This window comes from Streptomyces sp. NPDC001770, assembly GCF_053596135.1.
This window is the reverse complement of record NZ_JBSFFN010000031.1, coordinates 1-19283: the sequence shown is the minus strand read 5'-3', so window position 1 is coordinate 19283 and position 19283 is coordinate 1. Positions and strand designations below refer to the sequence as shown.

General features: G+C 71.8%; 15 protein-coding genes and 1 tRNA gene. 9 read left to right on the top strand and 7 right to left on the bottom strand.

What is annotated here, in order from left to right; all coding sequences use genetic code 11:
- Positions 1-123: 123 nt before the first annotated feature.
- Both ACWCSV_RS25090 and ACWCSV_RS25085 read right to left on the bottom strand, forming a co-directional pair.
- On the bottom strand, positions 124-1926 hold the full coding sequence (locus tag ACWCSV_RS25090; protein WP_451145764.1) for an AMP-dependent synthetase/ligase: 1803 nt from the start codon (positions 1924-1926) through the stop codon (positions 124-126).
- 428 nt (positions 1927-2354) lie between these two features.
- Positions 2355-3245, bottom strand: a complete 891-nt coding sequence (locus ACWCSV_RS25085; protein ID WP_451145762.1) for a LysR substrate-binding domain-containing protein — start codon at positions 3243-3245, stop codon at positions 2355-2357.
- A 119-nt stretch (positions 3246-3364) separates the two neighbouring features.
- Between ACWCSV_RS25085 and ACWCSV_RS25080 the strand changes: the two genes are divergently transcribed.
- Positions 3365-4399: a bile acid:sodium symporter family protein gene (locus tag ACWCSV_RS25080; protein WP_451145760.1), complete on the top strand. Its 1035-nt coding sequence runs from the start codon at positions 3365-3367 to the stop codon at positions 4397-4399.
- Positions 4400-4504: 105 nt separating this feature from the next.
- Here the strand turns inward: ACWCSV_RS25080 and fdhD are convergent, their stop codons facing one another.
- Positions 4505-5353 (bottom strand): formate dehydrogenase accessory sulfurtransferase FdhD, encoded by an 849-nt coding sequence (fdhD, locus tag ACWCSV_RS25075; RefSeq protein WP_451145758.1) that lies wholly within the window; start codon positions 5351-5353, stop codon positions 4505-4507.
- 447 nt (positions 5354-5800) lie between these two features.
- Here fdhD and ACWCSV_RS25070 point away from each other — a divergent pair, with 447 nt between their 5' ends.
- Entirely contained in the window at positions 5801-6751 is a 951-nt protein-coding gene (locus ACWCSV_RS25070; RefSeq protein WP_451145756.1) for a beta-ketoacyl-ACP synthase III, read from the top strand.
- Positions 6752-6829: 78 nt separating this feature from the next.
- Positions 6830-7507: a GntR family transcriptional regulator gene (locus tag ACWCSV_RS25065; RefSeq protein ID WP_451145754.1), complete on the top strand. Its 678-nt coding sequence runs from the start codon at positions 6830-6832 to the stop codon at positions 7505-7507.
- A gap of 58 nt (positions 7508-7565) precedes the next feature.
- On the opposite strand, the gene ACWCSV_RS25060 is transcribed toward ACWCSV_RS25065, so the two are convergent.
- Entirely contained in the window at positions 7566-8918 is a 1353-nt protein-coding gene (locus ACWCSV_RS25060; RefSeq protein WP_451145752.1) for a DUF2254 domain-containing protein, read from the bottom strand.
- Positions 8919-9117: 199 nt separating this feature from the next.
- Between ACWCSV_RS25060 and ACWCSV_RS25055 the strand changes: the two genes are divergently transcribed.
- From ACWCSV_RS25055 to ACWCSV_RS25040, 4 genes are all read left to right on the top strand, one after another.
- Positions 9118-9205: transfer RNA gene (locus ACWCSV_RS25055), tRNA-Leu, on the top strand.
- 234 nt (positions 9206-9439) lie between these two features.
- A complete protein-coding gene (locus tag ACWCSV_RS25050; RefSeq protein ID WP_451145750.1) occupies positions 9440-9715 on the top strand; it encodes a hypothetical protein in 276 nt (91 codons plus the stop codon).
- 521 nt (positions 9716-10236) lie between these two features.
- Entirely contained in the window at positions 10237-10776 is a 540-nt protein-coding gene (locus ACWCSV_RS25045) for an ArsR/SmtB family transcription factor (protein ID WP_451145748.1), read from the top strand.
- Positions 10777-10793: 17 nt separating this feature from the next.
- Positions 10794-12068: an MFS transporter gene (locus ACWCSV_RS25040; protein WP_451145918.1), complete on the top strand. Its 1275-nt coding sequence runs from the start codon at positions 10794-10796 to the stop codon at positions 12066-12068.
- Positions 12069-12138: 70 nt separating this feature from the next.
- Here ACWCSV_RS25040 and ACWCSV_RS25035 read toward each other — a convergent pair whose 3' ends face one another.
- Both ACWCSV_RS25035 and ACWCSV_RS25030 read right to left on the bottom strand, forming a co-directional pair.
- The gene (locus tag ACWCSV_RS25035; RefSeq protein WP_451145746.1) at positions 12139-13296 is read right to left on the bottom strand and encodes an ATP-grasp domain-containing protein; all 1158 of its coding nucleotides are present in this window, start codon (positions 13294-13296) and stop codon (positions 12139-12141) included.
- A 393-nt stretch (positions 13297-13689) separates the two neighbouring features.
- A complete protein-coding gene (locus tag ACWCSV_RS25030) occupies positions 13690-14337 on the bottom strand; it encodes a YceI family protein (RefSeq protein ID WP_451145744.1) in 648 nt (215 codons plus the stop codon).
- Between the two features lie 310 nt (positions 14338-14647).
- On the opposite strand from ACWCSV_RS25030, the gene ACWCSV_RS25025 reads away from it, so the two are divergent.
- Positions 14648-16705, top strand: coding sequence for a hypothetical protein (locus tag ACWCSV_RS25025; RefSeq protein WP_451145742.1), 2058 nt, complete (start codon positions 14648-14650; stop codon positions 16703-16705).
- Between the two features lie 63 nt (positions 16706-16768).
- On the opposite strand, the gene ACWCSV_RS25020 is transcribed toward ACWCSV_RS25025, so the two are convergent.
- Positions 16769-17134, bottom strand: a complete 366-nt coding sequence (locus tag ACWCSV_RS25020; RefSeq protein WP_451145740.1) for a hypothetical protein — start codon at positions 17132-17134, stop codon at positions 16769-16771.
- Between the two features lie 1063 nt (positions 17135-18197).
- On the opposite strand from ACWCSV_RS25020, the gene ACWCSV_RS25015 reads away from it, so the two are divergent.
- A complete protein-coding gene (locus ACWCSV_RS25015; protein WP_451145738.1) occupies positions 18198-19208 on the top strand; it encodes a LacI family DNA-binding transcriptional regulator in 1011 nt (336 codons plus the stop codon).
- Positions 19209-19283 lie beyond the last annotated feature (75 nt).

Below are 19283 nucleotides of genomic sequence, written 5' to 3'. Positions count from 1 at the left end.
GCACCCCCCGCGACCCCGCGATTCCTCACGAGTCCCCGTGAGTCCCCCACGCTCACGGGGCGGCCGGGCCGAGGAGGACCGGGCCCAGGAGCGGGCGCGGGGCAGGGCCCGACGAGTACGCACTCAGCCGTAGAGGGCGTCCACCTCGATCGAGTACGCCGTCTCGATAGCTTTCCGCCTCAGCTTCAGCGACGGCGTCAGCAGGCCGCGTTCCTCGCTGAACCGGTGGGCCAGGATGCGGAACGTACGGATCGACTCCGCCTGCGAGACGGCGGTGTTGGCGGCCACCACCGCGCGGCGTACCTCCATCTCCAGGTCCGGGTCCCGGACGAGCTCGGCCGGTGGCAACGGCGCCCGGCCCTGCATCGCGAGCCAGTGGTCCACGGCCTCCTGGTCCAGTGTCACCAGCGCCGCGATGTACGGGCGGTCGTTGCCGACCACGATGCACTGGGCGACGAGCGGGTGCGCCCGCACCCGTTCCTCCAGCCCGGCGGGGGAGACGCTCTTGCCGCCCGACGTCACGAGGATCTCCTTCTTCCTCCCGGTGATCGTCAGATAACCGTCCTCGTCCAGCGCCCCGAGGTCGCCCGTGGCGAGCCAGCCGTCGTGGACCACCGCCGCCGTCGCCTCCGGATTGCCCAGGTACCCCGCGAACACCTGGCCTCCGTGGACCCAGACCTCGCCGTCCTCGGCGATGTGCACGGTGGTGCCGGGGATGGGCTGGCCCACGGTTCCGTACCTGACCCGGCCGGGCGGGTTGCCCGTCGCGGCGGCGGTGGTCTCGGTGAGGCCGTACCCCTCGTAGATCTCGATGCCCGCGCCCGCGAAGAACAGCCCCAGCCGGCGTTCCATGCCCGAGCCGCCGGACATCGCGTGCCGTATCCGGCCGCCCATCGCGTCGCGGAACTTCTTGTACACGACCTTGTCGAAGAACTGGTGCTGCATCCGCAGGCCCGCCGAAGGGCCTGGTCCGGTGCCGAAGGTCCGCTGCTCCACCGCCTCCGCGTACCGGACGGCGACGTCCACGGCCTTGTCGAACGGGCCGATCCGCCCCTCCGCCTCGGCCCTGCGGCGGGCGCCGTGGAAGAGCTTCTCGAATATGTAGGGGACGGCCAGCACGAACGTGGGCCGGAACGATTCCAGGTCCGGCATGAGCGCGCGGGCCGCGAGCTCCGGCTGGTGGGCGAGGGTCACGCGGTTGCGCAGCGAGGCCACCTCCACCATGCGGCCGAAGACGTGCGCGAGCGGCAGGAAGAGGAGGGTGGACGGCTCGTCGCCCGGTCTGGAGCGGAAGACCGGCTCCCACCGCTGAGCCATGGTGTCGGCCTCGAACATCAGGTTGGCATGGGTGATCAGACAGCCCTTCGGCCGGCCCGTCGTCCCCGAGGTGTAGACGACGGTGGCCACCGAGTCGGGCGTCACCGCACGCCGGTGGCGGTGCACGACCTCGTCGTCGATCCGGGTGCCCGCCTCCATCAGCTCGGCGACCGCGTCGCCGTCGAGCTGCCACAGCCGCTTCAGCCGGGGCAAGCGGTCGATCACCGAGCCCACCGTCATGGCGTGGTCCTCGTGCTCGACCATGATCGCGGAGACTTCGGCGTCGTGCAGCATCCACAGGACCTGCTCGGCCGAGGACGTGGGGTAGACCGGCACGGACTGGGCGCCCAGGGTCCACAGGGCGAAGTCGAAGAGCGTCCACTCGTACCGAGTACGGGACATGAGGGCGACCCGGTCGCCGAACCGGATGCCGTGCGCCACGAGTCCCCGCGCGAGCGCCAGCACCTCGTCGCGGAAGGCCTCGGCGGTGACGTCCTCCCACTGCCCGTCCGCGTCCTTCCGGCCGAACGACACCCGCTGCGGGTCGTCGTGCGCCTGTTCGAAGACGGTATCGGCGAGGCCCCCGACCGGACGTCGTGCGGCTGCCATGGGTGGGACGGTGAACTCGCGCAATGACCTGCTCCTTACGGCGCTCCGCACAGCGCCGCGACGCTACCCCAACCCGAGGGCCCGTGGGAGGGGAAAAGGCCCGTCCGCGCAGGCCCCGCGCGCCCGGCATACGTCGAAATCCGGCCAGATGGGCAAGGCTCGGGCGGACTTCTGACCAGGGAGTAAGCGCGCGCCGCCCTTTCTGCACAGAATCTGTACAGGTGGGAGCCCCGCGCATGCGTCGCGGAGGCCGCGGTGGCGCGCTCTTCGAGGGGCTCACCGCCGTGGTTCCAAAGGGCTCCCGGCCGTGGCGAGGCGGTTCCGGTGTTACGGGTTCTCCTGTCACGGGTTCCCTTGTCACGGGCGGCCGGCGGCCGGTGGGTGGCGGCGGGTGCCCCGGTGCGGGACCGTGCCACGCGCGGGAGCCCTCAGGCCGGCGCGTCGCCCGGACCGCCGAACCCCCGGTGCAGCCGGTCCCCGCCGGCCAGGATCGCGGCGGCCAGGGCGTCCGCCGCCTCCGGCGAGCCGCCCCGGCGGTGGCCGTGCAGCAGGACGAAGTCGACGTCGCCGAGGTCCGGCAGCCCGGCCCTCATCTCCACCTCCACCAGCCCCGGCGGGATCAGGCCCCGGGTGTGCGCCATCACGCCCAGCCCGGCGCGGGCCGCCGCGATCAGTCCGCTCAGGCTGGTGCTCGTGCACGCCAGCCGCCAGGATCTGCCGTGCCGCTCCAGCACCTCCAGCGCACGCGCCCGGGTGATGCCGGGCGGCGGGAACACGATCAGGGGCAATGGCCGCTCCGGGTCGATCCGCAGCTGCGGCGCCCCGATCCAGGTCAGCGCGTCCCGCCCGACGAGCTCCCCGTGGGTGTCGCCCGTGCGCCGCTTCGCCAGCACCAGGTCCAGCCGGCCGGCCGCGAGCGACTGGTGGAGCGAGCCGGACAGCTCCACGGTCAGCTCCAGGTCGACCTCCGGGTGCTCCTTGCGGAAGCCCTCCAGGATCTCCGGCAGCTGGGTCAGTACGAAGTCCTCCGAGGCCCCGAAGCGCAGCCGGCCGCGCAGCCGGGTCCCGGCGAAGAACGCGGAGGCCCGTTCGTGCGCCCGCAGGATCGTGCCGGCGAACCCGAGCATCGCCTCGCCGTCCTCCGTGAGGTCCACCCGGTGGGTGTCCCGCGTGAACAGCTGGCGGCCGGTGGCCTCCTCCAGCCGCCGCACGTGCTGGCTCACCGTGGACTGCCGGACGCCGAGCCGCCGGGCGGCCTGCGTGAAGCTCAGGGTCTGGGCGACCGCCAGGAAGGTGCGGAGCTGTGCGGGGTCGTACATGGAGGCAGGTTATCGCGACCCGTGATGACAGTGAGTTCGGTGTGCGGGTTTCCCGATGGGGCGGGGCAGGAGCAGAATGACGACTGTATACATTCGACCGTGAGACGAACGTGGAGCACATGAGCCCCCGCACCCTGAGGCTGCCGTCCTGGCTGCCCGTCGACCCGTACATCCTGGCGCTCATCGGGACAGTCGTGGTCGCCGCGCTGCTCCCCGCGTCGGGCACCGCCGCCGACGTGGCGGGCGACACCTCCACCGCCGCGGTCGCCTTCCTCTTCTTCCTCTACGGTTCCCGGCTCTCCACGGCCGAGGCGATGGACGGCCTGCGCCACTGGCGGCTCCACCTGACCGTGCTCTGCTCCACCTTCGTGGTCTTCCCGCTCCTCGGGCTGGCGAGCAAGGGCCTCGTTCCCTTCGTGCTGAGCCCGCAACTCCAGTCCGGGTTCCTCTTCCTCTGCCTGGTGCCGTCCACCATCCAGTCGTCGATCGCCTTCACCTCGATCGCGCGCGGAAACGTCCCTGCGGCGATCTGCGCCGGCTCTTTCTCCAGCATCGCCGGGATCGTGATCACCCCGCTGCTCGCCGCCCTGCTGCTCGGCGGCTCGGCCGGAGGCTTCTCCGCCGACTCCCTGGTGAAGATCGTCCTGCAGCTGTTCGTCCCCTTCGTCGTGGGACAGCTGCTGCGCCGCTGGACCAGCGGCTTCCTCGGCCGCCACAAGAAGATCCTGGGCTACGTCGACCGGGGCTCGATCCTGCTCGTCGTCTACACCGCCTTCAGCGAGGGCATGGTCGCCGGTATCTGGCACCAGGTGACCCCGCTGCGCCTCGTCGCGCTGCTGGCCGCCGAGGCGGTCCTGCTGGCCGTCATGCTGGCGGTCACCTGGTACGGAGCCAAGCGGCTCGGCTTCGACCGTGCCGACCGGATCGCCATCCAGTTCGCCGGATCGAAGAAGAGCCTGGCGTCCGGGCTGCCGATGGCCAGCGTCCTGTTCGGCGCGCACGCGAGCCTCGCTGTCCTGCCGCTGATGCTCTTCCACCAGATGCAGCTGATGGTCTGCGCGGTCATCGCCAAGCGCCGCTCCCGCGACCCCGAGGAGCCGGAGCGGCCGGTCTCCGGCGTGGCCGCCCCGAGCGCCGCGGCCACCGCGAGCTGACGGGCGGGAAGGACGGGCGGGGCCCCGGAGAACCGGGGCCCCGCCCGTTGTTTCCGGGATGCGGGCACGCGCCGCCGCTCCCGGCCCGTGAGGCGGCGGGCGGCATCAGCCTCCGGCGACCGGCGCCTCCAGCGCGATCCGGTGCTCACCCGCGTACACGTTCATCGACGGCCCCCGCAGGAAACCGACCAGGGTCAGCCCGCTCTCCGCCGCCAGGTCGACCGCGAGCGACGACGGCGCCGACACCGCCGCCAGGACCGGAATCCCGGCCATCACCGCCTTCTGCGCGAGCTCGAACGAGGCCCGGCCCGACACCAGCAGCACCGACCGCGACAGCGGCAGCCGGTCGTCCGTCAGCGCCCGCCCGACCAGCTTGTCGACCGCGTTGTGACGGCCGACGTCCTCCCGTACGTCCAGCAGTTCGCCCTCCTCGGAGAAGAGCGCGGCGGCGTGCAGCCCGCCGGTCCGGTCGAAGACCCGCTGCGCCGCGCGGAGCCGGTCCGGCAGGGCCGAGAGCAGCGCCGGGGTGATCCGTACCGGGGGCTCGTCGGCGACCGGATGCCGGGTCGTCGTCCGTACCGCGTCGAGACTGGCCTTGCCGCAGAGCCCGCACGAGGACGTCGTGTACACATTGCGTTCGAGGGTGATGTCCGGGACCGCTACGCCCGGCGCCAGTTGCACGTCCACCACGTTGTAGGTGTTGACGCCGTCCGCCGTCGCTCCGGCGCAGTAGACGATCGACCGGACCTCGGACCCGGCGCCGATGACCCCCTCGCTGACCAGGAACCCCGCCGCCAGCGCGAAATCGTCGCCCGGAGTGCGCATCGTGATGGCGAGCGGCTTGCCGTTGAGACGGATCTCCAGCGGCTCCTCGGCGACGAGCGTGTCGGCACGGCTCGACACCGCGCCGTCCCGGATACGGAGAGTGCGGCGTCGCTCGGTGACCCGTCCCATGGCTCAGACCCGATTCCTGTACGTGGGGAGGCCTCGGCGGCCCTTGCGCGGCGGAGGCAGCCGCCCTCCCGGCCGTCGAGCGGCCGCGGTCACCTTCACCCTCTCATTGTCCGCCACACGCGCCGGGGGCCGCAGGGGCCCGCCCCCGCACACTCAGGTCCCGTTCCCCGTAGCCCGCACGGCCCGGCCGAGCGGGGCGCCACCCCACAGGGCAGGGAACCTGACGGTCCGGCAGGACGGAGGGAGGTCCGCCCAATGGATGTACGCGCACGTTCCGGCAGTGCGGTGAGGTGCCGCAGTCGTCGTCGCGCACCCGCGGGGAATTGCGGGACAGCCCTAAGGCTCCAACCCGCGGTCGTTATTCCTGTCGGATCACGTGCCCCCGTACCGGACGGTAGCGACCAAGACTGGATGGTTCCTGCCATACGTAGCGAGGGGAACCCGTACATGACCGGCTCACGTGTCGTGGCGCTCGGCCACTACCAGCCCGCGAAGGTGCTGACCAACGACGACCTTGCCGCCATGGTCGACACCAGTGACGAGTGGATCACCAGCCGCGTCGGCATCCGGACCCGTCACGTCGGAGGTCCGGACGAGCCGGTGGACGAACTGGCCGCGCGCGCCGCCGCCAAGGCCCTCGCGACGGCCGGACTCCAGGCCTCCGACATCGATCTCGTCCTCGTCGCGACCTCCACCGCCATCGACCGCTCCCCCAGCATGTCGGCGCGGGTCGCCGCGCGGCTGGGCATGGGCTCCCCGGCGGTGATGGACATCAACGTGGTCTGCTCGGGCTTCACCCACGCACTCGCCACGGCCGACCACGCGATCCGTGCCGGAGCGGCCACCCGCGCCCTGGTCATCGGCGCCGACAAGATGGGCGACATCGCCGACTGGACCGACCGCAGCACCTGCGTCCTGGTCGGCGACGGAGCGGGCGCCGCCGTGGTCGTGGCGGACCCGGGGGAGAGCGGCGCACCAGGCATCGGCCCCGTGCTGTGGGGCTCGGTCCCCGAGATGGGCAACGCCGTACGCATCGAGGGGACGCCGCCCCGCTTCGCCCAGGAGGGCCAGTCCGTCTACCGCTGGGCCACCACACAACTGCCGCCGATCGCGCGCCGGGTGTGCGAGAAGGCGGGCATCGCCCCCGAGGACCTGGCGGCCGTCGTACTCCACCAGGCCAACCTCAGGATCATCGAACCGGTGGCCCGCAAGATCGGCGCCGTCAACGCGGTCATCGCCCGGGACGTGGTGGACTCCGGCAACACCTCTGCGGCCTCCATCCCCATGGCCCTGTCCAAGCTGGTGGAACGGGGCGAGATCGAGAGCGGCGCGCCCGTCCTTCTCTTCGGCTTCGGCGGCAACCTCTCCTACGCCGGCCAGGTCATCCGCTGTCCGTGAGACAGATATGTTCCAGCGGATCTTGGTCGGTAGACTGTAGACGATAAGCAATTACTCGCCGCCCGGAGGGGGAGCGCGATGTTGTTTGACGGACTGCCGCAGGGGGCCGTACCGAAGCTGGAACGACCGGGCCCGCTGCGTGAACGCGTGTACGACGCGCTGCTCGAACTCATCACCATCCGCGCTCTCCAGCCCGGTCAGCATCTGGTGGAGAGCGAACTGGCCGGCCAACTCGGCGTGTCCCGGCAGCCGGTACGCGAGGCGCTCCAGCGGCTCAACACCGAGGGCTGGGTCGATCTGCGCCCCGCACAGGGCGCGTTCGTGCACGAGCCGACCGAGGAGGAGGCCGACCAACTGCTCTCGGTCCGCACCCTCCTCGAGGCCGAGGCCGGCCGGCTGGCCGCCGCGCACGCGGACGCGGACGGCGTCGCGGCGCTGGAGGAGCTCTGCGACCGGGGCGAGGCGGCGGTCGCCGAGGACGACGTGGACCTCGCGGTCGCGCTGAACGCCGAATTCCACGCCAAGGTCATGGAGCTGGCCGGAAACGTCGTACTGTCCGCGCTCGCCGCCCAGGTCGGACGCCGGGTCCGCTGGTACTACACCCCGGTGGCCCGCCGGCGCGGGAAGCAGTCCTGGATCGAGCACCGTGAACTGATCGCCGCCATCGCCACCCGCGACGAGCGGCGCGCCACGGAGGCCATGCGGGCGCACACCGAACACACCCGCCGGACGTACCACCAGCGCGAGAAGAGCTGACCCGCCGCGTGGCCGCGGAGCCGGAGAGCGGCTGACCCGTTCCGGCGGACGGGGCGGGTCAGCCGATGCCCTTCCGGTCGGGGACCAGCGCGAACGCCCGCTCGGCGTGCTCCGGCGACTTCCGCTCCACCGCCAGGACCAGGAGCGCGCGGTGCCTGAGCAGCGGCGCCGCGCGCTCCTCGGGCACGAGCGGCAACAGGTCGTCCAGGCAGGCCAGCAGCCTCCTGACGACCTGCGGTCCCGCCTCCGGCACACATCGCCTGACCTCCTCGAACGCCAGATCCACGAGGTCGGTCCAGTCCGGCGTCTCCAGGACGAGCCGCACCTCGCCCCGGTGGTCGCGGTAACGCACCGCACCGAGCGGCCGGTCCGCGTGGGCCGCCAGGAACTGCACCATCCGGTCCAGGCACTGCACCGCGGTGGTCGGGTCGTTCACGGAAGTGGAGAGCGCGTGCAGCGCGATGTCCGTGAGCTGCCGCAGCCCGAACGACGGATCGCGCCGCAGCGTGCGCTCGACACCCACCGACACGGCGTCGCCCGGGACGGAGCCGGACCCGGACCCACCGCCGGCTCCGGCACCGGAGCCGCCGTGCACCGCGAGCAGGGGCATCCCCGGTACCAGGAAATCCCCCATGCGGGGGAGCAGCCGCAGTACCGCCCCGCGCCGCCGCGCCGCCCGCACGAGCAGCGTCACGTCCACGTCCCGCAGCACCCCCGCCCGGCCCCCGTACGCGACCCTGCCGGTCTCCGGCGGCAACGGCGGCGGACCGGGAGACCCGGCGGCCCCCTCGCGATTCTCCTCCTTCGGCTGGTGCTCCAGCGCGCGCAGCGAGTCGCGGGCGATCCGGTCGACGACCGGGCCCACCTGGAGCAGTCGCAGGGTCGACGACACGTAGGTGATGAAGAGCAGCAGGCTCAGCGCGACCATCGCCAGGGTCAGCAGGCTCTGCAGCACCGGCACCGAGGTCAGGCGCGGGATCTCGGTCTCGCTCTCGTACGAGGTCAGGACCAGCAGCGAGAACACGAAGGTCGCCAGGAACACCGTCAGGGTGAGCTTGGTGATCCGGCTCCGTACGAAGATCCGGACGATGCGCGGCGTCAGCTGCCCGCTCGCCATCTGCACGGCCACCAGCGAGATGCTGAAGACGACACCGATGAAGGTCATCATCGCCGCGCTGACTGTGGTGACGACCGTACGCGCGTCGTTGGCGAACGAGGCGAGATCGCCCAGCTCCCGGTACGCCTTGTCGTCCCGCAGGTGCGCGACGATCGCCGCATCCAGCGACGAGACCCCCCACCAGAGGAGGAAGGCGCCCAGGAGCCCCGCGGCCGGGGCGAACCAGAAGGTGTCCCGGAGGTGCTCGCGCAGGTCCGAGAGGGCGAAAGGACGCAGGTGGTACCGGACATTCATGACCGCGAAGGTAGCCCGCGCGACGGTGGGTGCGGACCCGGTGACACACCGTGGAGAATCATGCCCGCCGACCCCGGAATCGGTCCCCGCGGCACCCCGCACCGCACTGACCACGGGAAACATGGTGATCGGAGCCCCAAACCCCTGGTATTGTTTTCTTTGTCGCCGCGGGAAACACACCGCGAACGACAGACACCTTGTCCGGGTGGCGGAATGGCAGACGCGCTAGCTTGAGGTGCTAGTGCCCTTTATCGGGCGTGGGGGTTCAAGTCCCCCCTCGGACACCATGGTCAACCGACCAAATGGAGCCGGTCAAAGCGACAGTTCGTCGCTCTGACCGGCTTCGTCGTTGTGGTGTACGTGGTCCGGCCCTCTGCGGGTTCGCAGAGGGCCGGATGTGTTTGTGCTGGTCAGGCAGGATGTGAGGGATGGGGGGCAGGATCCCGGTGTCGCTGGTGGGAGCGACGTCGATGAAGAGACGGCGAGGGCCTGCAGTCCGGTGAACGGCGTACGACACCGCCGTGAACGCCGCCGTGGCCTCGATCCTCGTCGGTGCGGGTGCGCGGGTGATCCGCACCGCCCCGGACGGCGCCCACGCCTGCACGGCCGCCGGCAGCAACGTGGCGTTCGTCACCGCCACCGCCACCATCCCGACCAGTGCCGGTGCGTTCGCCGTCGCGGAACGCCAGTACGCATCACTGGCTCACTATTTCGGCTCCGTGGCAGGGATACTGACGAAGATCGCCGACGGAGACCATCCCGTCTGCGAGGTCGACGAAGGGCTCGTCTGGTCGTGACGCGGAGCGTCCCGGTCGTTCAGGGGCGCTCTTTCGTGAACCATTGCGCCGCCGTCGCCCGGACCGGGCGCGACCCGAGCGGATGCGGGCCACGGCTGCTTGACCTCGCCGCCGGCGGCAGGGTCGCACGATGGCCGGCATGAACAGCATCGCACCGCCGACGGCATAGGGACTGGGCGTCGCGCTGGAGCGGCCGGCCGTCCTCGAAGAGCGGATCGCCGCCCGGAGAGAGGCCGTGGCCGGCTGACAGCCGCACGCCTGGAGCGGACCGGCGATCGGGTCCGTCCCGTGGTCTGAACCCGGTTGATCCAACTACCCGGCCACCACAGCGGGGGTGAGGGAGAGCCGGAGAGCTGGACGGGATCGTCCGGATCGGCATGCCTCGTGCCTGGCTGCCGGCGTGTCCCGATCCAGCACGGGCCGGGGCGCTCGACGGAAGTCCGGTTGACGGGAGGGGACTTCGGTAAGCCAACGCGCCAAACCCCTTGCCCAATGGTCAAGAATCGTTGACCATTGCTCGCATGCCAACAGATGAGCTTCCCGAGACGTTTCACGTCACGACGGCCGAGCAGTTGCGCGCCGTCTCCAATCTCACGCGCCACCGGATCATGGCCGTGCTCCGCTTCGAGCCCGCGACGATCACGCAGATCGCCGAGCGGGTGGGTCTCGCGAAAGGGAGTTCCAGCTACCACGTACGACTGCTGGAGCGGGCCGGGCTGGTGAAGGTGGTGCGCACCCGGAAGGTCAGGGGGGTCACCGAGCGGTACTACGCCATGGCCGCGCGGGCGATCGTGCTCCCGGATCCGGGCCAGGGAGGGCCGGATGCGCTGATGCGCCACGCGGTGGCAGACCTGGAGGCGTCGCCGGTGGACGGCGAGCGGCACATCGGGATGGCGCATCTGCGGCTCACCGACGAGCAGTTCACGGAACTGGGGGTGCGGCTGCAGGCGCTGGCGGAGGAATACCGGGAGCTGTCCGATCCGTCACTGCCGGACGCGTCGTTCGTCTTCGCGCTGTTCCACCCGGCGCCGCGTGAGCAGGCCGAGGGGAGCAGCAAGTGAGCTTGGAAGCAAAGAAGTTGCCGACCGGGTTCGGGCGGCTGTGGACCGCGCAGACGGTCTCCTCGCTCGGTGACGGGGTGTCGCACGCCGCATTGCCGCTGATCGCGTTGACGTTGACGCGGGACCCGATGGCGCTGGCGGTCGTCACGGCCGCCGGGACGCTGCCGTGGCTGCTCTTCGGGGTGCTCGGTGGTGCGCTGGTGGACCGCTGGGACCGCCGCCGCACGATGTGGGTCACCGACGCGGCGCGCGCGGCGTTACTCGCGATACCGGCGGCAGCGGCCGCGCTCGACGCACTGAGCATTCCGCTGCTCGCGGCCGTCGCCTTCCTCCTGGGCCTCGGCGGACTCTTCTTCGACACGGCCGCCACGGCCTATCTGCCGGACCTGCTCGGCCGCGACCCCGCACACCTGGAGCGCGCCAACTCCCGCCTGCGCGGTGCCCAGACTGCCATGTCCGGCTTCGCGGGACCTCCGGCGGGCAGTGCGCTGCTCGCGCTCGGGCGGGCGGTACCGCTGCTCACCGACGCCGTGTCGTTCCTGCTCTCCGCCCTGCTGGTACGTACGCTGCCCGCCATGCCCACGCCCGTGCCGGAGGTCCGCGAGTCGCTGCTCCGGCAGGCGCGGGCCGGGGCCGCGTACGTCTTCCGGAACCGGTTGCTGCTCGGGCTCGCGCTCCGCCCGGCGGTCGGGAACGTCGCCTTCCTCGCGGTGGAGACCGTCCTCGCCCTCTTCGCGCACGAGCGTCTCGGCATCGACACCTACGGTTTCGGCCTGCTCCTCACGGCGGAGGCCACCGGAGGCCTGCTCGGTGCGGGCATCGCCTCCCACCTCGGCCGGCGTCTCGGCACCGGCACGGCCCTGACCTGCACCGCCGCGGTCGAAGGGCTTGCCGTCCTGGGCCTGGCCGCCGCCCCCAACCCGTACCTGGCCGGCCTGGCGCTCGCCGTCTGCGGGGCCGGTATGGGCGCCACGATGGTGCTCGCGCCCTCCCTGCGGCAGGCGATCGTCCCGCCCCACCTCATGGGCCGGGTCGCGTCCACCTCCCGCATGCTGGCCATGTGCGCCGCCCCGGTCGGGGCCTTCGCCGGCGGCTGGCTGGCCACCTCCTACGACATCCGCACCCCGCTCTACTCCGCCGCCAGCCTCCTCCTGGCGATGACGGCCGTCACGGCGACCATGACCAGCAACCGCCGGGTCGAAGCGGCGCTGCGTGCGGCCGCCCCGGCCGGCGGGCCGGATCACGCGGCAGCCGGGGATCGCGCCCGGGAGAGCGCACCTGGCGTGGCGTGAGGCTTCCGCCGAGGTGCCATGGCGCGCGGCGGGTTCGCCCCTCGGCTCTCGCGATCCCGCGCCCGCCCCGTCAGGGCAGCTCTGCCGCCCGCGGCGCGATTCCCACGGGCAGGACGGACACCATGCCCTCCCCGGCCGTAGGTTCGGGCCCGGGGGTGAGAGGGGTGTACACGGGCGGCGGTGACTGCGTCCGCTGCTGCGGGAGCGACGGGCGCAGGGTGCGGGGGCCCGGGACCACCGCGTAGTCGGAGCCGAGGAACTCCGGGGTCAGGGAACCGGGGTCGTCGCCGAGCGCGAGGCGCACGGCTGCCCAGGGCACGTTGAGGCCGCACTGGGAGAGCTGGTGCAGGCCCCCTGCGGGGCGGGTGTTGACGTCCATCAGGACCGGCTCGCCCGCGTGCATGCGGAACTGAATGTTCGTCAGCCAGTGCAGACCGAAGGACCGGGCGATCAGGCGGGCCGGTTCGATCCAGGCGGGGTCGAGCGTGAAACCGCGCCGTCGGCCGTTCTTCGTACGCCCCACCGCCAACCGGACCTCTCCGTCGGGGCCGGTGAGGCAGTCGACGGAGACCTCCGGCTCGTCCAGGCGCGGCATGACGAGCCAGTCGACGGGCCGCTCGGTGCGCCGCAACGCCCTGGTCACCAGCTCCAACGGCACGTACGGGCTCGGGAATCCGGTCAGGTGCAGCATGGAGAACGGAGCCCGGGTGATGATCCGGAATCCGACTCCGCCTTCGCCGCCGGTCGGCTTGAAGCACGCCTTGCCGCCGTCCGCCTCGATGGCGTCCACCGCCGCGAGCAGTTGCGCCTCGTCGCGCACCCGCCACCACGGCGGCACCGGGGCGCCGACCCGCCGCACGGTCTCGTACGCCAGCGCTTTGTTCGCGAAGAGGCCTGTCGCCTCGGCGGGCGGTGCGAGCAGCGTCGTACCGAGGGCCGCGAAATCCTCACGGTGAGCGGACAGGGCCGCCTGGTGGAGGACGGGTACGAACACGTCGATGCCGCGCCGCGCGCACTGGTCCAGCGCGTACTCGACGTACGCGGCGGGCGAGAGGTTCTCCGGCTCCGGCGCCGAGGTGTCGGCCGCCGCGAGCACCGGGGAGTCCGGATCGGCGTGCGTGGCGTGGACGTCGACGGGACGGCCCTGTGGGTTGCGCCGCAACTGATCGATGAAGAACACGTTCTCCGCGTACGTGCGGTTGAGCCAGACGCGTACGGGAGAGACCATGCAGGCCGCCTTCGGGGTCGCGGACACGGCGGGGCAGGGCCGTACCCGGTCGGTGGGAGAGGGAGGACACGGACCACCTGCGGTCGGAGGAACCGCAGGTGGGAGTGTTGGGGTGATCCTAGGGCGCGGGACGGCCCGCTTTGCTACGCGCGTGTTACGGATTCCGGGGCCGCGATCCAGGTCGCGGATCGCGGAAACCTTGCCCGCCGGTGCCGCCCGGTGCCGCTCTCCCATCGACCGGCGGCGAACCACTGCTCGCGGCCGACCGCCGCTCGGCCGACCGCCGCTCGGCCGACCGCCGCTCGGCCGCGAGCCGTCGACAGCCGTGAACCGCCGGTCGGCCGCGAGCCGTCGATCCGCCGCGGCCTCATCGGCCCGCCGCGACGGAACTCCTCACTCCTCGACCGGCTTCCGGATCGCCGCGATGTCGAACTGGAGGCGGAGCCGCTCGCTGACCATGGCACCGCCTTCGGCGAGGCGGGCGTTGTAGGTGAGGCCCCAGTCGGAGCGGTTGATGGTGGTGGTGCCGTCGAAGCCGACGCGCTCGTAGCCGAACGGGTCGGTGACGTGGCCGATGTAGGTGAGTTCCAGGTCGACCGGGTTGGTGGTGCCCCTGATGGTGAGGTCGCCGGTCATGCGGTAGACGTCCTCCGCCTGGAGGGTCACGGCGGTGCTGGTGAAGACCATCCGGGGGTGCTTCTGGGCATCGAGGAACTCCCGCCCGACAAGGTGCCCGTCGCGCTGCTCGACCCCGGTGTCGACGCTGGCGGTGGCGATGGAGATCTCGGCCCGGGAGCGGGCGGGGTTGCTGCCGTCGAAGTAGAGGAGGCTCTCGTACTCGGCGAACGAACCCCGCACCGTCGTCACCATGGCATGCCGCACGGAGAACCCGATCCTGCTGTGCGCCGGATCGATCATCCATTCTCCGGTGAGCCCCTTCAGCGCCGGATGGGGGAGCACGGCGGCGGGAGGCGCGACCAACGTGCTCGCGCCCGTATCCGCTGTGCGTCGGGGCGTTGAGCTGCGGCTGAAGATGTTCATGAAATACGTAGTTACTTCGGGAGAGCGATCAACGTAAGAGAACATCGATGAATTCGAACATTTACACGCGAACCTTCACCGGGGTGAAGTCCCTGTGGACGCGGTGCGTAGCGTCTCGCTGGACCGCGCTCCGGGGTGGTTCCTCTGCGGACAGTGACTGAGGGCCTCTCGGCCCCGCAAGTGTTCCATGGTTCATTTGCCATTCCTTCACATCGACTGACAGGATCCCGTCCTTCGGCGTGCACAAGGCCGTCGCTGAGCCGGGGGGACCAGCCGCGTGGGGATACGTACCAGCCTTCGACGTGCCGTGATGGCCTTGTTCACGTTGCTCGTCGCCGCCGTCGCGCTCGGGGCGGGGGCGTCACCCGCCGCCGCTCACCGGGACGGCTGCCACCGATGGCATTCCTGCCCCTCCGATACGGGCTCGTACGTCTGCGGTGACCTCGGGTACTTCTCCGAATGCGGGTACAGCTCCCTGCCGGGCTCCGGAACCGGAACAGGCGGCGACAGCGGCAGCGGCTCCGGCGCCGGTACGGGTACCGATCCCGGCGCGGACACCGAGGTGGTCCTGGACGACGAGGCGCCCGAGCAGCCCACCGCGCGCGGTGCGGACGCGGGCGCCGGCGGGCGCGTCGGTGTCGTGGTGTCGGCCGAGAAGGGGGCCCGGATCGAGGTGAGGGACGAGGCGGGCTCGGTCGTCGCCCGCGCCACGGCCACCGGGGCGGAGCAGAGGATCGCCTTCGACGCGGAGGACGGCGAGCACGCCTACACCGTCGTGGCCGTCGACTCCGCGGGCAACACCAGCGACGCGAGCGGCGAGTTCACCGTCGTGGTCGACGGCACCGCACCCGAGGCGGGCACGCCCGCCCTGGGGGCGACGGACCCGCAGACAGGGGCGGCCGAGGTGTCCCTCGACGCCGAGGCGGGCGCCTCGTACGAGGTGACGGTCGAGGGCCGCAAGGAAGCGCTGAGCGGCACCGTCGGCGTCGCCGGAACGGTCACCGGATCGCTCCGGCTGCCCGACGGCTCCTATCGGCTCGTCGCCGTCGTACGGGACGAGGCCGGCAACCGCACCCGTACGGAGGCGGACGTCCGCGTCGCCCTGAAGGCACTCCGGCCCGGGGTGCGGGTGGGAACCCCGGAGGAAGGCCGCACCCGCGTCGACGTCGACGGCCCGCCCGGATCGACGGGGACCGTGACCACGGGCGGCGGGGCGGAGTCCGTCCGGCTGGACGGCGACGGACACGGCAGCGTGTCCCTGCCGCTGGAGGACGGGTCGTACCGGGCCACGGTGACACTGACCGACCCGTTCGGGCGCGAAGGGACCACGCGTTCCGCGGAGTTCGTCGTGGACACGGCCGCCCCGGCGCTGCGCCTCGGCTACGACGAGGAGCGGGCGCGCCACGGCGACGTGGTGCTGACCGTGACCGGCGAACGGGGCGCCACGCTCCGGCTCGACGGCGCCGACCGGAGGCGTTCCGTGGTCCTGGACCGCGAGCACCAGGTGCTGACCTGGCACGCCCGGCCCGGCGACCACCGACTGGTCGCCCGGCTGACCGACGCACACGGCAACGCCACCCAGCGGGAGCTCGTCGTGCGGGTCTCGGACGACATGACCGGTACCGAGATCCGGAACGCCCTGCTGGGCATCGCCGCGATCCTGGTCGTGGTGGCCGCCGTCGGCGCACTGCTGTGGCGGCGGCGCAGAGCGATCATCGTGTGGCGGGCCCGACGGCGTGAATCCGCGCGGATCGCGGCGCAGGAGCGGGCGGCGCTGGCCGTGGCCGCCCGGCAGGAAGCCGAGGAGCGCCGCCGCGAGGACGAGCGCCGCCGCGCCCGTGAGGCCCACGGGCGCCAGTTGGCCGTCTGGCTGAGCACCCGCGAACGGCTCGCGGCGGAACACGACTTCGTCCGCGGACTGCAGGGCACGGAGTACGGCACGGCGGACTTCCGGTGGGCGGCGCGCAAATCCGGTGAGCGCGTGCTGTTCGTCGCGCCCGCGTCCCTCGTGGAGGTGCGTACCCGGCAGGGGGTGAGCCGTCTGGAGACCACCTGGGCGGGGGAGTTGGCCGTCACCGACCGGCGCGTCCTGTTCAGCGGTCCGGGAGGCCGCCGGGAGTGGGCCTACGGGAAGTGGCTCAGCCACGAGCACGACGAGAGCGCCGGGCTGACCCTGATCTCCGTGAGCAACCGCCAGAAATCCTCGGGCGTTTCGTACGTCCACGGCGAGGCCTTCCGTGTGCGGAAGGCGATCGACCTCGCGGTGGCCCGGGCCCGGGGCCGTGGTGACGAGGTGATCGACCGTGCCCGGGCGGCGCTGGAAGCCCACGAGCGGAACAAGCCGGAGAAGCCCGCTCGGTCGCGGTGAACGGGCGGGCCGGGGGACCGGGGCCGAGGCGTCGCACCCGGCCCGCGTCGGTGGGGGACGCCCTTACCGGGGCACCGGGCCGGCGGCCTCCCCGGCGGAGGGGAGCCGCCAGCCGTAGGGGTGGAAGTCCATCTCCCACGAGGTGTACGAGGCCAGTGCGGCCGCGTTCTCGGGCGACCGCAACAGACAGCGGTTGAGGAGCAGTTGGCGTCGCTCCTGCGGGGTCAGCAGCACCTCGGAGGGGTCGAGGTTCTCCGCGGCGTCGATGTCCTGGCGGCCGTCCGCGTTGACGCGTCTGCCCGTCGGCGTGCGGTGGTCCAGGCGGAACCCGGTGCGCCACTGCGAGTTGCCGCCCCAGCCCTGCGACAGGTCGACCGTGGGACGGTGGCGGCGCAGGAAGGTCCAGTAGAGCGGGGAGCGGTCGGCCACGCCGCGCTCCGCGTGCCGGGCTCCGGCCCGGACGCGTACCCCCGCACGGCTGAACAGCAGCGGTCCCAGCCACAGCCCCGGTCACCCGGGCGGGCTCCTCCGGATCCTCTGCCTGCTCGACCTCCACGACCTCGTGGAGGAAGGGGTCGAAGGGGCCGGTTTCCTGGAAGGGCACCAGTCCCAGGCCGGTGAAGAGCTGGAGGTACTGCGCCATGCTGAGCGCCGACCGCTGGTCGAGCGCACGCATGCGGCGGGCCCGGGGTGTCTCGTCTCCCGCGTCCGGGGGCGGCTGGTGGGGCAGGAGCAGTACGTCGCCGACCCGGCTGAGGGCGTACAGCTCCCAGCTCAGCTCCTCGCGGGGACCGCGAAGTCGGCCGGGGTCCTCCTGGCAGAGCCACTCCGTGGCCCTCGCCAGCCAGGCCCGGTGGCCGACGGTGGTGGCGCGTGCGAGCCATGGCGCCACCGCCGCTCCGAAGGCGTCGGGGCCGTCGTGGTCCCGCAGCGCCTCGTAGAGCTCCCTGGCGTCGGCCGGCGGCTGGGGCGGCAGTTCCTCGTCCATCCGCACGAGCGTAGGGGTGCTGCCGAGGCGGCATCGAGCGAATTTCCCCGAGCCGAAACGAATCGGTCCTCAACCGGCGGCAACCTTTTGGTTCCGTGCGGCGACTACGAGTCCGAACCCCCTGTCCTCCCACGGGGGACCGAGGAACGGAACAGCCCATGACACCGTACGGACGCAGACCACCGGATCAGCGGGCGGCGGTGGCCGGAGCGGTGGCGGGCGGCCCGGCTCGGAGCTGTCCCCGGTCGTCCGGAGTCATGGGGCTCACCAGGCCGTCCGGGAGCGTGGGGCTTCCCGCTCCCTGACTCCTCAGGCGGTGTCGAAGCGCTTCGACACCTCTCTGGACAGTTCACAGGAGTCCGTCTAGCCTGGTTTGAATCTTCCCATGTCAGAGGGGAATTGAGCGGGGAAGTTGCTCGTTTCGAAGCGCTTCACCACATGCTCTGCTTCCCTCGTTGTTCTGTCGCACCCCCACTCGTCACTGTCACCCGTAAGGGAGAGCGCATGGTCACCCTGGCCGAGGTCGCCCAGCACGCCGGAGTCTCCGCGAGCACGGTGAGCTACGTCCTCAGTGGGAAGCGGTCCATCTCCGCTCCCACCCGGGAGCGCGTGGAGCTGAGCATCCAGCAACTCGGCTACCACCCCAACGCCGGGGCCCGCGCGCTCGCCAGCAGTCGCTCCAACATCATCGCCCTGATGGTGCCGTTGCGTACGGACATGTACGTGCCGGTGATGATGGAGATCGCCATCGCGGTCGCCACGACCGCCCGCACGCACGGCTACGACGTGCTGCTCCTCACCGGCGAGGAGGGGCCCGCCGCGGTCCGGCGGATCGCCGGGAGCTCGCTCGCCGACGCGCTGATCCTCATGGACGTGGAACTGCACGACGAGCGTCTCCCCGTGCTCCGGGACACCGAACGGGCCGCCGTCCTCATCGGGTTGCCCGCCGACGTGGCCGGACTGACCTGTGTGGACCTCGACTTCGAGGCGACCGGGGCGCTGTGCCTGGAGCACCTGGCCGGACTCGGGCACCGCGAGGTCGCGGTGATCGGTGAGGCGCCCGCCGTCTACGAGCGGCACACCGGATTCGCCGAACGCACCATCGACGGCATCCGGTCCAAGGCGCGGGAGACCGGCGTGACCGTGCTGCACCGGCCCTGCGAGGGCGGTTACGCGGCGATGGCCCAGACCCTGTCCCGGATCTTCGACGAACGGCCGGGTACCACCGGGTTCATCGTCCAGAACGAGTCCGCCGTGGAGCCGTTGCTCAACCTCCTCCAGCAGCAGGGTCGTGCCGTGCCCGAGGACGTCTCGGTCGTCGCGGTCTGCCCCGAACAGGTGGCGGCGCAGGCCTCGGTGCGGCTCACCTCGGTCGCCATTCCCGCCCAGGAGATGGGGCGCCGGGCGGTCGAGCTGGTGGTGGCCAAGCTCACCGGCTGCGGCAAGGACGAAGTCGAACTGATCGCACCGGAGTTGACGGTACGGGCGAGTACGGGACCGGCGCCCGCGGTGTGAGCCGCTCCGGCGGGCCCGGGCCCGCCCGGCCCCGCCCTCGGAAGACCCCACCGCAGTAATCCATACACAACTCTC

Excerpts from the sequence above, each read along its gene's own strand:
- ACWCSV_RS25090 (WP_451145764.1), bottom strand. The coding sequence starts at position 1,926 with ATGGCAGCCGCACGACGTCCGGTCGGGGGCCTCGCCGATACCGTCTTC.
- ACWCSV_RS25085 (WP_451145762.1), bottom strand. The coding sequence starts at position 3,245 with ATGTACGACCCCGCACAGCTCCGCACCTTCCTGGCGGTCGCCCAGACC.
- ACWCSV_RS25080 (WP_451145760.1), top strand. The coding sequence starts at position 3,365 with ATGAGCCCCCGCACCCTGAGGCTGCCGTCCTGGCTGCCCGTCGACCCG.
- fdhD (WP_451145758.1), bottom strand. The coding sequence starts at position 5,353 with ATGGGACGGGTCACCGAGCGACGCCGCACTCTCCGTATCCGGGACGGC.
- ACWCSV_RS25070 (WP_451145756.1), top strand. The coding sequence starts at position 5,801 with ATGACCGGCTCACGTGTCGTGGCGCTCGGCCACTACCAGCCCGCGAAG.
- ACWCSV_RS25065 (WP_451145754.1), top strand. The coding sequence starts at position 6,830 with ATGTTGTTTGACGGACTGCCGCAGGGGGCCGTACCGAAGCTGGAACGA.
- ACWCSV_RS25060 (WP_451145752.1), bottom strand. The coding sequence starts at position 8,918 with ATGAATGTCCGGTACCACCTGCGTCCTTTCGCCCTCTCGGACCTGCGC.
- ACWCSV_RS25045 (WP_451145748.1), top strand. The coding sequence starts at position 10,237 with ATGCCAACAGATGAGCTTCCCGAGACGTTTCACGTCACGACGGCCGAG.
- ACWCSV_RS25035 (WP_451145746.1), bottom strand. The coding sequence starts at position 13,296 with ATGGTCTCTCCCGTACGCGTCTGGCTCAACCGCACGTACGCGGAGAAC.
- ACWCSV_RS25030 (WP_451145744.1), bottom strand. The coding sequence starts at position 14,337 with ATGAACATCTTCAGCCGCAGCTCAACGCCCCGACGCACAGCGGATACG.
- ACWCSV_RS25025 (WP_451145742.1), top strand. The coding sequence starts at position 14,648 with ATGGCCTTGTTCACGTTGCTCGTCGCCGCCGTCGCGCTCGGGGCGGGG.
- ACWCSV_RS25015 (WP_451145738.1), top strand. The coding sequence starts at position 18,198 with ATGGTCACCCTGGCCGAGGTCGCCCAGCACGCCGGAGTCTCCGCGAGC.